A 12,195-nucleotide genomic window follows, 5' to 3' on the forward strand; every position below is an offset into this window, starting at 1 on the left:
GCCCGACGCCGACCGACCCGGTCCCGACCAGCCCGGTTCCGACGAGCCCGATCCCCACGAACCCCACGCCGACCGACCCGACGCCGGCGGCCGGCCCGACCGTAACCGCTGACCCCGTCGACCTGCTCGTGGCCGCGGGCTCGCCCGCCGTGTTCACGGCCGGCGCCACCGGCTTCCCCACCCCGCTGGTCACCTGGCAGGTCAGCTCGGACGGCGGGGCCACCTGGCACCCCGTTCTCGGCGCCGTCTCCCGCACCCTCGTCATCGTCCCCGGCGCTGGCGACCCGGCCAAGCTCTACCGTGCCGTCTTCACCAACCTCCACGGCACGGTGGCCTCCGACCCGGCGTCCCTGGCCGTCGCGTCCGCGCCCGGCGTGAGCCACCACCCCGACAGCGCCAGCGCGGTGCTGGGCGGCACTGTGACCTTCGTCGCCGGCGCGACCGGCAACCCGGCGCCCGTGGTGGCCTGGGTCGTCAGCCGCGACGGTGGCCAGAGCTGGGAGCCCGTCGCCGACGACGACGGCGTGCCGGGCACGCTCACCGTCCCCGCCACCCGGGCGTACGACGGCGCCCAGTTCCGCGCCGTCTTCACGAACGCCGCCGGTGCGGTCATGTCCGACCCCGCGACCCTCGACGTGCACGCCCCCGTGGTCGTCACCGCGGCACCGCAGGACCGGCTGACCGACGCGGGGTCTGCGGTCACCTTCGAGGTCGCCGCCACCGGCGACCCCGAGCCCACGGTTCAGTGGGAGTACGCCACGGGTGACGGCGGCTGGCTCCCGGTCGCGGGGGCCACCGGCCTCGCGCTGACGGTCACTGCGCAGCAGGACTGGGACGGGCGCAGGTACCGCGCCGTCCTCACGAACGCGGCGGGCTCCGTCTCCTCCCCGGCGGCCCTGCTGTCGGTGCGCACGGCGCCGGCGGTCCTCGCGCAGCCCGTCGGCGGCACCATCGACCCGGCGCAGTCCTTGACGCTCACGGCCGCCGCGACGGGCAGCCCGGAGCCCGCCGTCCAATGGCAGCAGAGCCGTGACGGCGGCACGACCTGGACCGACATCCCAGGTGCGACCTCGTCCAGCGTGTCGGTGGTGCCGGGCACGGGGCGGACCGCGTACCGCGCTGTCTTCACCAACGTCGCCGGCAGCACGCCGACGGCCGCAGCCGACGTCACGGTGCGCCCGGTCGCGGTCGTCGCGCAGCCGGCCGACGTGAGCGCCCGCCCGGGCAGCGAGGTGTCCTTCGAGGCGGACGCCATCACCGACGAGGTCCTGTCGACGCAGTGGGAGACGAGCCTCGACGGCGACACGTGGGAGGACGTCGCGGGCGCGACCGAGCGCAAGCTCACCGTGATGGCGTCGGGGGCGGCACGCCTCTACCGCGCCCGATTCACCACCACCTCGGGCATGGTCCGCTCCTCGGCCGCGAGCCTCACGGTGCTGGCCGAGCCGCTGCCCGCCGTGACGCCGCTCCCGGCGCCGGTGCCGAGCGTGGCGGTCCCCGTCCCGGTGCCCGCCCCGGCAGCTGCGCCGGCCGTCCAGGCTCCCGTCCCGGCCGCCACCACCCCGGCGACCGGAGCGACGCAGGCCCCGGCCCCCATCACCGGCCCCGCTCCCGCTCCGACGGCCGGCACCTCGCCGGCGCCGGTGGCGCCCGCCCCGGTGGCGCCCGCCCCGGTGGCGCCCGCCCCGGCCGGCCCGGCGACGGCCACGCCGTTCAAGCTCGGCCTGTCCCGCGTCAGCGGCGACCCGGCGACGGTCTCGGCCGTCGCGTCCTCGGCCAGCTTCGCCAAGGGTGTGCCGGTCGCGTTCGTGGTCGGCTCCAAGCCCGACGCGCTCGTCGCCGGGCCGGCCGCCGCCCGGCTCGGCGGGCCGGTGCTCGTCACCGACGCCAGCGCGATCCCCGGCCCGGTCGCGGCCGAGCTGGCCCGGCTCGCGCCGAAGCAGATCGTGATCGTCGGCGGCACCTCGGTCGTCACGCCGGCCGTGGAGACCGCGCTCAAGGCCTACGCGGTCAAGGGCAACGTCGTGCGCGCCAACGGGAAGGACCGCTTCGCGGCCGCCGCGTCGCTGTCGAAGCAGGCGTTCGGCAAGACGGCGAAGACGGTGTACGTCGTGGCGGGCACGTCCACCGAGGACGCGCTCGTCGGACGGGTGGCGGCCGCCGCTGCGAACGCGCCGCTGCTGTACTCCAACCCGCAGGGGGTCCCGCCGGTGACGGCGCAGGAGCTCAAGCGCCTGCGGCCCTCGACCGTCGTCGTGGTCGGCTCGCCGGCCAAGGTGTCGGCGAAGGCGCTCGCGGCCATCAAGAAGGCCGCGAAGAGCAGGACGGTCCGCCGCCTCACCGGCAAGGACGCGCAGGACACCTCGGCCGCCGTCGCGACGGCGTCCGCCGCGTCGAGGACGGTCTACCTCGCCAGCGGCCGGACGGTGTACGACGCGCTGGCCAGCGGCGCCGGCCGTGGTGCGATGCGCGGCCCGCTGCTGCTCGTCACGGGCAAGACGCTCCCGAAGAGCGTGACCTCGGTGCTCAAGCGGCTGCGTCCCACGCGCATCGTCGTGCTCGGCGACGCGAGCTCGCTCCCGGCCGCGGTCGAGGCCCAGGCGAAGAAGTACCTCGGCTGACGCCGGGCCCGCCGCCCACGACGTGACGGCGAGCCCGGTGGCCGATGCCCAGCGGCGCCGCGACGACGGCCTTCTGCCTCGTCGCGGCGCCGCGGCGTTCTGCTGCCCGCCTCCGGTCGATCGTGCGGGAGCCCGCGGGCCGCCGTCAGCCCCTTCAGCGGCCGACGGCGTACGCGAGCAGCGCGGGCTCCTCCTGGCCCGCCCAGGTGCCGGTCAGCACCGGCCCGGCCCCGGCCGGCGCCGCCGACGTCCCGCCGGGTCCGACGACGCGGAGCACCGCGAGCTCGGTGCCGGCGACCCGGAGCACCGTCGGGTCGGCGTCGTCGACGGAGGCGAGCGGCTGCGAGCCCACGGGCGTCCCGGGCGCCCCGCTGCCGCGGACGGACGCGAGCGAGGCGCGCGCCTCCTGGCGGCCGTCGACCTCGTAGTACTCGACCGCCTCGGTGCCCCCGGTCAGGACCGTCCGCGCCAGTGCCGCGGCGTACACCGGGTCGTGGGCGGCGTCGTAGACCCATCGCGTCCCGAGCACCGAGTGCTCGGTGGTGCCGACGAGCCACTCCTGCGCATCCTCGAGCGGGGCGCCGCGGTAGGTCAGCGGCACCTGCAGCGTCGGCCCCTCGCCCCCGCGCACGAGGAACGTCTCGATCCCGACCTCGCCGTCCGGGTCGTCGAAGCGGTACGCCCCCACCCGCTCCAGCCCGTTCCCGGCGCCGCGGGACCACGGCCGCGTGGGCAGCCACGCGGCCAGCAGCTCGAGCTTGGTGGGGTGCAGCTCCGCCTTGTGGATCAGTGCCATGGGAGCAGACGCTACAAGCGGCCCGTGCCGTTCACCGAACGGTCAGGGTCGTGCGCAGGACGCTGCCGGTCGCGCGCAGCGTGACCTGGGACGCCGGCTCGCTGTCGTGGCGGTGGGGGAACACCCAGCCGGCGACGGGAGCCGAGGAGCCGCGGCGTACGGCCGACACCGCCCCGGTCGTGGTGAGCGTGAGGGTGCGCCCCGCCGGATGCCTGAACACCAGCCGTCCGGGGGAGCGCCGGGTCAGCGTCCACGCCTCGTGCAGGTGCCAGAACTGCAGCTGCTGGCCCTTCCCCGCGTAGGTGTCCGCGACCCGCAGGGTGCGCGTACGGCTGTTCACGTTGACGGTCCGCGTGTGCGAACGTCCGAACAACGAATCACTGATTTTGAATGCGTGTGCCGTGCTTTGTGCTTTCACGGACACGAGCCGGACGTGCTTGTCGACGGCCAGGGCCCCGGTGGCCGGTCGGCTCACGTTGTGCGCCTCCGGCGCCTCCTGGTAGTCGAAGAAGCGCGACTCCGGGTCGTAGGCGTAGTAGCCCGGGTCGACCACCACGCGCACCCCGGCCGTCGACCAGGTCACGCCCCCGCGGTCCTGGTGGCCGTGGGCGCGCAGCGGCGGCCCGTAGCGCAGCGTGTAGTAGGTCGTCGCGGGGTCGGACCACGACCAGCGGCCGATGACGAAGCCGGCCTCGTCGTCGCGGAACAGGCGCATCGTGCCCTGCGGATGAGTGAGCCCGCGGTCGCGCCCGGAGTCGCCGATCTGCACGAGATGGCCGTCGGGCTCGGTCATCCAGCGCGCCACGCCCCGGGCCCGCGCCGTGAGGGTGCGGATGAGCCGCGCCGTCGCATCACCGGGGTCGTCGGCCTCGAGCACCTCGGCCGCCTCGGTCCACAGGTCCAGGTTCGCCAGCTGGTACGCCGTCGCCTGCTCCCACGTCGTGCCTCTGGCGGTCCAGGCGAGCGGAGCCTCCGCCCGGATGCGGGCCAGCGCCCGGTCGCGCCAGTCCCGCCGGGCGAGCAGTTGGCCGGCCCGGGCGACCCGGAGGTTGGCCAGCAGCCCGTGGTTGTGCACCCGGGTCCGTGGCGGCCCGTAGTAGCGCGGCCCAAACTGGACCGCGACGCACGCGGCCATGGCGGGCCGGAGCCGCTCGTCGCGGGTGAGGGCGTACAGGCAGTTCAGCGTCTCCAGTCGCCGCAGGGCGGTCCCCTCGTCCCATCCGTCCGTGCTCGTCCCGGGGTCGGGGTTGTTCCGGTGCAGGGCTACCGCCTGCGCGACCAGGGCGGCCAGCGAGGCGGCCTGCCCGTCGGCGGCGGCCCGGGCGGCGAGCGGCTGCATCCAGGCGAGCCCGCGGAAGGTGAGCTGCCAGGACAGGTCGCTCACGGGCGGGCGGCGCCACCACGAGCGCGGGACCGAGCCGACGGTGAAGGGCGGCGCCGGAGGCAGCGTCACGCTGATGGGCACGCCGTCCGGGACCGGGTGCGCAGCGGGTGCCGCGCAGCCCGACGCGGAGGCCGCGCGTGTCGCCTCCGCCCGCGTCGCCTCCGAACGCTTCGCCTCCGCCATGCGCGCACTGTAGGGGCCGCCAGCCCCCCGGGCGAGGCGGTCGAGGCCGGACGAGGCCGTCACCCGGACGGCTCAAGCGGCGCAGCGATGGCACCGACACCCCTGCAGACGGCCGGGAGCCCCGGCCCCGCGAAGGTGGCAGGACGCCCGCTCGCCCCGCACCGCGTCGAGGACCAGGACGGTCCGACCCGCGCGTACGCGAAGGACACCGCATGTCCCCGACGAAGCTCTCCGCCATCGACCTCGGCCTCGCCGCGCCGCACACCGGCATGCCGGCCGACGTCATCCCGCTGCAGTACCACACCAACATGCTCACGGACCCGCACCGCATGGACTCCTTCGCCGAGGCCATCGCGGTGGCCGTGAAGCCGGGGATGCGCGTGCTCGACCTCGGGACGGGCACCGGGGTGCTCTCCTTCTTCGCGGCCCGCCAGGGGGCGACGGTGACCGCCGTGGAGCGCGAGCCCGGCGTGCTCGCAGCGGCGCGCGCCGCGTTGAACGCGAACGTCGGCGACGCGGTGACGCTGGTCCACGGCGACGCCCGGACGTACGTCCCGAGCGAGCCGGTGGACGTCGTGCTCTGCGAGATGATGCACGTCGGCCAGCTGCGCGAAAAGCAGATCGAGGTCATCAGCGGCTTCAAGGCGCGCTACGCGGCGGCGGGTCTCGGCCCCATGCCCCGCTTCCTGCCGGAGGCGTGCGTGCAGGCGGTGCAGCCGGTGCAGCAGGACTTCACCTACCACGGCTACACCGTGCCGGCTCCGTACTTCCAGGACCCGTTCGCGCCGCAGCCGCGCTCGCGCGGGCTGGCGGGCCCGCAGGTCTGGCAGTCCTTCCTCTACGACGGGGAGATCCCGCAGGTGTGCCAGGCCGACCTGGCCTTCTCGATCGACCAGCCGGGCCGGCTCAACGCCATCCGGATGGTGACGAAGAACCTGCTCGCGATCGAGCCGTCCTCGGGCTCGTCGGTCGACTGGCTGATGAACTACCTCGTGGTCCCGCTGGCCCGGCCGGTGGACGTGCAGGCCGGCCAGGCGGTGCGCGTGCGGTTCTCCTACCTGCCCGGTGACGAGATCCCCGCCCTCATGAGCAGTGTCCAGGCGATCGTCACCGGGTGAGCCCGCCGGTCGTTGACTGTTCCTACGGGCTCTGCACATAATGCCGGAGTGCAGAGGGAGACTCCGCCCGCCGGCGCGGGTGACCTCGGCGCCCTGCGCGCCGCCAACCAGGGCCGGGTGATCGCGGCGCTGCGGGAGCACCGCGCGCTCAGCCGCGCCGACATCGCCCGCGTCACGGGCCTGTCGCCGTCGACCGTGTCCAGCCTCGTCAAGGACCTGGTCGACGGTGGGCTCGTCGCGCCCGGCACGGCGACGGGGCGCGGCCCGGGGCACGACCCCGAGCGCGGGCGCGGCCGGCCCGGCGCCGTGCTCACGCTGGCCGCCCCCCGTGGCGCCGTGCTCGGCGTCGACTTCGGGCACGGGCACATCCGGGTGGCCGTCGCGAGCCTCGCCGGTGACGTGCTCGACGAGCGGGCCGTGACGCTCGACGTGGACTCGGCCGCAGCCACCGCCCTGGACACGGCTCGCGACCTGGTCTCGGCGGCGCTGGCCACCGTCGACGTGCCGGTCCAGGACGTCCGCTCGGTCGTCCTCGGCGTGCCGGCCCCGGTCTCGCCCGAGACCGGCGCCCTGCAGTCCAACTCGATCCTGCCGGGGTGGACCGGGCTGCTTCCCGGCGAGGAGCTCTCGCGTCGCGTCGGCCTGCCCGTCCGCGTCGAGAACGACGCGAACCTCGGCGCGGTGGGGGAGATGCGCTACGGCGCCGGCCAGGGCTATGCGGACCTGGTCTTCGTCAAGCTCTCGACCGGGATCGGCGCCGGGCTCGTCCTCGACGGCCGGCTCCGCCGCGGCACCCGAGGGATCGCCGGCGAGATCGGCCATGTCCAGGTGCGCGAGGACGGGGACATCTGCCGCTGCGGCAGCCGCGGGTGCCTGGAGACCGTGGTGGGCGTCGGTGGGCTGCTCAGGTCGCTGCAGGCGACCCGGTGGGAGTTGCAGACCGTCGAGGACCTGCTCGCGCTCGTCGCTCGCCGCGACCCGGGTGCGCTGCGCCTTCTCGACGACGCCGGTCGGGCCGTCGGCCGCACGCTGGGCGACCTGTGCAACCTGCTCGAGCCGCAGGCCGTCCTGCTCAGCGGCGAGCTGAGCCAAGCGGGCGAGCCCCTGCTGCAGAGCGTGCGGCAGGCGATCTTCCGCTACGCCCAGCCCGGCATCACCTCCGACCTGGTCGTCGCGCTGGGCGAGCTCGGGGACCGGGCGGCGGTCCTCGGCGCGGTGGGCCTGGCGCTCGACGCCTCGCCTCCGCCCGCGGCGGTGCTCCGTGGCCGCGCCGGGTGAGGGTCGCGCCCCGGTTGGCGCCCGGGACGACGCACGGGCCGTTGAAGTAGGGTCACCTGGCGGAGCCGGACGGGCGTCAGGGGCATTGCGTTGCGCGGTGACGAGGTGGGACCGGGGGCCACGGGGATGGCTCCCCTGCCCGTGCCCGAGGACGCTGCCCCGCCGGACAGTGCGCAGCAGGACAGCGCCCAGCAGGACAGCGAGCCGCAGGACACCGACCGGGTCCTGACCGTTCCCAACCTGCTCAGCCTCGCGCGGCTGCTCGGTGTGCCGCTCTTCCTCTGGCTCATCCTGGCCGAGCACGACGGGTGGGCACTGGCCGTCCTCGCCTTCAGCGGCGTGAGCGACTGGCTCGACGGCAAGTTGGCCCGGCTGCTCGGGCAGACCAGCCGGCTCGGCGCGCTGCTCGACCCGGCGGCCGACCGGCTCTACATCCTCGCGACGCTCGTCGGACTGACGATCCGCGACGTGATCCCGCTCTGGCTCACCGTCGCCCTGGTCGCGCGCGACCTGTTCACCAGTGGCCTGCTCCTCGTGCTCCGCCGGCACGGGCACGGGGTCATCGCGGTGCACTTCCTGGGCAAGGCGGCGACCGCGAACTTGCTCTACGCATTCCCCCTGTTGCTGCTGGGTGACGGGACGGGCAGGATCGCCACGGCGGCGAACGTCGTCGGCTGGGCCTTCGCCTGCTGGGGAGTGGTCCTCTACTGGTGGGCCGCGGTGCTCTACGCGGTGCAGGTGCGCCGCGCAGTGGCGGGCGCGGGCGCCGGCAGGCGCAGTGGCGCGCCACGGGCGGAAGGAGGGCTCCGGCGATGAGGGCAGTCGTCATGGCCGGCGGCGAGGGCACCCGGCTGCGGCCGATGACCGCGAGCATGCCCAAGCCGCTGCTCCCCGTCGTCAACCGGCCGATCATGGAGCACGTCCTGCGCCTCCTGCGTCGGCACGGCTTCGACGAGACCGTGGTGACCGTCCAGTTCCTCGCGGCGCTCGTGCGCAACTACTTCGGCGACGGCGAAGACCTCGGCATGAGCCTGCACTACGCCACCGAGGAGACCCCGCTCGGCACCGCGGGCAGCGTGCGCAACGCCTATCACCTGCTCCACGACGACACCTTCGTCGTCATCAGCGGCGACGCGCTCACCGACATCGACCTCACCGAGCTGGTCAAGGCCCACCGCGACCGCGACGCGCTCGTGACGGTCTGCCTCAAGCGGGTGAGCAACCCGCTCGAGTTCGGCATCACGATCATCGACGAGGAGAACCGCGTCCAGCGCTTCCTCGAGAAGCCCACCTGGGGGCAGGTGTTCTCCGACACCGCCAACACCGGGATCTACGTCATGGAGCCCGAGGTCCTCGACCTCGTCGCCGAGGGCGAGCAGGTCGACTGGTCCGGCGACGTCTTCCCCCAGCTGATGGAGAAGGGCGCACCCATCTTCGGCTATGTCGCCGATGGCTACTGGGAGGACGTCGGCACCCACGAGAGCTACCTCAAGGCCCAGTCCGACGTGCTCTCGCGCCGGGTCGACGTCGAGATCGACGGCTTCGAGGTCTCGCCCGGCGTGTGGGTGGGCGAGGGCGCGGAGGTGGACCCTGACGCGGTGCTGGCCGGCCCGGTCTACGTCGGGGACTACGCCAAGGTCGAGGGCGGCGCCGAGCTGCGCGAGAACACCGTCCTCGGCAGCAACGTCGTCGTGAAGAGCGGGGCCTTCCTGCACCGCGCGGTCGTCCACGACAACGTCTTCATCGGTCCGCAGACGAGCCTGCGGGCCTGCGTCGTCGGCAAGAACACCGACGTCATGCGGGCCGGCCGCATCGAGGAAGGCGCGATCGTCGGTGACGAGTGCGTCATCGAGGAGGAGGCCATCGTCCAGTCGGGCGTCAAGGTCTACCCCTTCAAGACCATTGAGGCCGGCGCGGTCGTCAACCAGAGCGTCATCTTCGAGTCCCGTGGGCAGCGCAGCCTCTTCGGCCCGCGCGGCGTCAGCGGCATCCTGAACGTCGAGATCACCCCCGAGCTCGCGGTCCGGCTCGCCAGCGCCTGGGCGACGACGCTGCGCAAGGGCTCGACCGTCGTCACCGCGCGCGACCACAGCCGCGGCGCCCGGACCATCAAGCGTGCGGTCATCGCCGCGCTGAACTCCTCCGCGCTTAACGTCGAGGACCTCGAGGCCGTCCCGCTTCCCGTCGCGCGGCTGCGCGCCGCGGAGGGAGGCGTCGGCGGGGTCTTCGTGCGGACCACCCCGGGCGTGCCCGAGAGCATCGACATCGTCCTCATGGACGGCAGCGGCGCCGACATCACCCAGGCCGCGGAGCGCAAGCTCGAGCGCGTCTTCAGCCGGCAGGAGTACCGCCGCGCGTTCCCGGGCGAGATCGGCGACCTGCAGTTCCCCAGCCGGGTCAACGAGCAGTACGTCGTGGCCCTGCTCAACCGCATCGACACCCGGGGGGTCGCCGAGGCCGGCCTCAAGGTCGTCCTCGACACCGGCGGCGGCACCGCCGCGCTGGTGCTCCCACCGCTGCTCGGCCGGCTCGGGGTCGACGTGCTGACCCTCGGCAACCGGCTCGACGAGACCTACCCGACCGAGACCGCCGAGGGGCGCGCGGCCGCGCTGCGCCGGCTCGGCGAACTGGTCGCCTCCTCCGGGGCGGCGTTCGGCGTCCGGTTCGACACGGTCGGGGAGCGCATCTCGCTCGCCGACGAGACCGGCCGGGTCATCGACGACGACCGGGGGCTGCTCGTCGTGCTCGACCTCGTCGCCGCCGAGCGCAACCGGGGCGTCGTCGCCCTGCCGGTCACCACGACGCGGGTGAGCGAGCAGGTGGCGCGCTTCCACCACGTACGCATCCGGTGGACGGGGACCTCTGCCGCCGACCTCGCCGCGGCGGCCCGCGACCCCGAGCTCATCCTGGGCGCCGACGGGCGCGGCGGGTTCGTCGTCCCGGAATCCAGCGGCATGGTGGACGGGATCGCCGCGTTCGTGAACCTGCTCGGCCTGGTGGCGCGTACCCAGCTCAAGCTCTCCGAGATCGATGCGCGCATTCCCGACGCGCACATCGCGCGCCGCTCCATCGCGACGCCGTGGGCGGCCAAGGGGTCGGTGATGCGTACGGTGTTCGACGCCGCGGGCGAGCGCAAGGTCGACACCACCGACGGCATCCGCGTCGTCGAGGCCGACGGCTGCTGGGCCATGGTGCTGCCCGACCCCGCGGAGCCGGTGACGCACCTGTGGGCCGAGGGGCCGACCGCGGAGGCGGCCGAGCAGTTGCTCGACTCGTGGACGCGGGTCGTCGAGCGGGTCCAGGGCTGAAGGCGCCGGCCCCGCTGCCTCGCCACGGCGGAACCGCTTCTGCCGCGTGCGACGATGACGCCATGGTGGTGGCCGAGGAGCGCGCAGCGGCCCGGCCACTGCGTGCGGTGCTGCCCGACAGCCCCACGACCGAGCTGCTGAGCGGCCTGCTCCTCGAGGGCAGCGAGACCGCGTACGCCGCGGCCGCCCGCCGCCGCGCGTCCGGTGCCGCGCCGGCCGAGGCGCCGCGGCGCACCGTGCTGCTGCTCGTCGTCGGCCTGGCGCTGACCGGCGCCGTGCTCGGCGTCGCCGCGGCGCAGGAGCGCGAGCGTGAGCCCGTCGACGCCGCCGGACGCGCCGCCCTTGCCGCCGAGGCCGACGAGCGGCTCGCCGCGGTGGACGACCTGCAGGCCGCCGTGCGCGACCTGCGCGCCCGGGTCGAGGACGCCCGCCGAGGGGCGCTGTCGGCCGCGGGCGGGGAGTCCGCCCTGGCCGAGCGCGTCGAGGACCTGGAGCTGGCGGCCGGCGCGAAGCGGGTCACCGGCCCCGGCGTGGTCGTGACGGTCGACGACCCCGAGCGGGACGCCGCGGGCGTGGGGGTCGAGGGCGACGGCGCCGAGCGCGTGCAGGACCGGGACCTGCAGCTCGTCGTGAACGCGCTGTGGGCCGCCGGCGCCGAGTCCGTCGCCGTCAACGGCCACCGGCTGACCTCGCTGAGCGCGATCCGCTCCGCCGGAGCCGCGATCCTCGTCGACTACGTGGCGCTCACCCCGCCGTACTCCGTCTCCGCCATCGGGGACCCGCAGCGCCTGCGCGACGGCTTCGACTCCGGCGACGGCGGCGGCCTGCTGCGCGACCTCGCCGACGCGTTCGGGATCCGCTGGAGCCTGGACCGCAAGGCGGCGCTGGACCACCCCGCCGCGTCGGCCCTGTCGCTGCGGTACGCCTCGGTCGCGGACGGCGCGCCGTCCGCCGGTTCGTCAGGAGCGCCCCGGTGATCCCCCTGATCGGCCTCGTCGTGGGCGTCGTCCTCGGGCTCGTGCTCGAGCCGACGGTCCCGCTCTGGCTGCAGCCCTACCTGCCCATCGCCGTGGTGGCCGCGCTCGACGCGGTCTTCGGCGGGCTGCGGGCGGCGCTGGAGAAGATCTTCGACGAGCGGGTCTTCGTCGTGTCGTTCCTGTCCAACGCGGTCGTCGCCGCGCTCATCGTCTTCCTCGGCGACCAGCTCGGCGTCGGGTCGCAGCTGTCCACCGGGGTCGTGATCGTGCTGGGGGTGCGCATCTTCGCCAACGTCGCCGCCATCCGGCGCCGGGTCTTCGGGGCCTGAGGCCGCCGTGAGCACCAGCACGCCACCGCCCGGGGACGAGCGGCGTACCGGGGGACAGGGTGAGGAGCCCCGCCGGCCCGTGCCGAGCGGGCGCGGGGGCAGCGGACGTGGGGGGAGCGGCGGGGCGGGCAGGGTCCGCGGCGGCTCGGGCAATGGCGGCGCGGGCAACGGCGGCTCGGGCAACGGCGGCTCGGGCAACGG

General features: G+C 74.9%; 9 protein-coding genes and 1 pseudogene. 8 read left to right on the plus strand and 2 right to left on the minus strand.

All coding sequences use genetic code 11. The annotated features are described in order from the left end of the window. On the plus strand, positions 1-2,621 hold a 2,621-nt coding region (locus tag G9H71_RS24485), incomplete at its 5' end, for a cell wall-binding repeat-containing protein (RefSeq protein ID WP_196791969.1). A gap of 154 nt (positions 2,622-2,775) precedes the next feature. Here the strand turns inward: G9H71_RS24485 and G9H71_RS10800 are convergent. Next, positions 2,776-3,417, minus strand: coding sequence for a CG0192-related protein (locus G9H71_RS10800; RefSeq protein ID WP_166281622.1), 642 nt, complete (start codon positions 3,415-3,417; stop codon positions 2,776-2,778). A 31-nt stretch (positions 3,418-3,448) separates the two neighbouring features. Then, entirely contained in the window at positions 3,449-4,984 is a 1,536-nt protein-coding gene (locus G9H71_RS10805; protein ID WP_166281624.1) for a heparinase II/III domain-containing protein, read from the minus strand. Positions 4,985-5,196: 212 nt separating this feature from the next. On the opposite strand from G9H71_RS10805, the gene G9H71_RS10810 reads away from it, so the two are divergent. The 7 genes and pseudogenes from G9H71_RS10810 to G9H71_RS23690 all read left to right on the plus strand — a co-directional run. Next, the gene (locus G9H71_RS10810) at positions 5,197-6,102 is read left to right on the plus strand and encodes a methyltransferase domain-containing protein (RefSeq protein ID WP_166281626.1); all 906 of its coding nucleotides are present in this window, start codon (positions 5,197-5,199) and stop codon (positions 6,100-6,102) included. A gap of 48 nt (positions 6,103-6,150) precedes the next feature. Next, entirely contained in the window at positions 6,151-7,380 is a 1,230-nt protein-coding gene (locus tag G9H71_RS10815) for an ROK family transcriptional regulator (RefSeq protein WP_166281628.1), read from the plus strand. A gap of 126 nt (positions 7,381-7,506) precedes the next feature. Continuing rightward, a complete protein-coding gene (locus G9H71_RS10820) occupies positions 7,507-8,196 on the plus strand; it encodes a CDP-alcohol phosphatidyltransferase family protein (RefSeq protein WP_166281630.1) in 690 nt (229 codons plus the stop codon). After that, positions 8,193-10,688 (plus strand): mannose-1-phosphate guanyltransferase, encoded by a 2,496-nt coding sequence (locus G9H71_RS10825; protein WP_166281632.1) that lies wholly within the window; start codon positions 8,193-8,195, stop codon positions 10,686-10,688. The genes G9H71_RS10820 and G9H71_RS10825 overlap by 4 nt, the downstream gene beginning before the upstream one ends. 62 nt (positions 10,689-10,750) lie before the next feature. Further along, the gene (locus G9H71_RS10830; RefSeq protein ID WP_166281634.1) at positions 10,751-11,665 is read left to right on the plus strand and encodes a DUF881 domain-containing protein; all 915 of its coding nucleotides are present in this window, start codon (positions 10,751-10,753) and stop codon (positions 11,663-11,665) included. Then, entirely contained in the window at positions 11,662-11,994 is a 333-nt protein-coding gene (locus tag G9H71_RS10835; protein ID WP_166173447.1) for a small basic family protein, read from the plus strand. Before G9H71_RS10830 ends, G9H71_RS10835 begins: the two co-directional genes overlap by 4 nt. A 7-nt stretch (positions 11,995-12,001) precedes the next feature. After that, positions 12,002-12,195: pseudogene (locus G9H71_RS23690) on the plus strand (DEAD/DEAH box helicase); the annotation flags it as partial.

The sequence above is a fragment of the Motilibacter deserti genome (assembly GCF_011250635.1).
GTDB classification, from domain to species: Bacteria; Actinomycetota; Actinomycetes; order Motilibacterales; family Motilibacteraceae; genus Motilibacter_A; species Motilibacter_A deserti.

Excerpts from the sequence above, each read along its gene's own strand:
- G9H71_RS10800 (WP_166281622.1), bottom strand. The coding sequence starts at position 3,417 with ATGGCACTGATCCACAAGGCGGAGCTGCACCCCACCAAGCTCGAGCTG.
- G9H71_RS10805 (WP_166281624.1), bottom strand. The coding sequence starts at position 4,984 with ATGGCGGAGGCGAAGCGTTCGGAGGCGACGCGGGCGGAGGCGACACGC.
- G9H71_RS10810 (WP_166281626.1), top strand. The coding sequence starts at position 5,197 with ATGTCCCCGACGAAGCTCTCCGCCATCGACCTCGGCCTCGCCGCGCCG.
- G9H71_RS10820 (WP_166281630.1), top strand. The coding sequence starts at position 7,507 with ATGGCTCCCCTGCCCGTGCCCGAGGACGCTGCCCCGCCGGACAGTGCG.
- G9H71_RS10825 (WP_166281632.1), top strand. The coding sequence starts at position 8,193 with ATGAGGGCAGTCGTCATGGCCGGCGGCGAGGGCACCCGGCTGCGGCCG.
- G9H71_RS10830 (WP_166281634.1), top strand. The coding sequence starts at position 10,751 with ATGGTGGTGGCCGAGGAGCGCGCAGCGGCCCGGCCACTGCGTGCGGTG.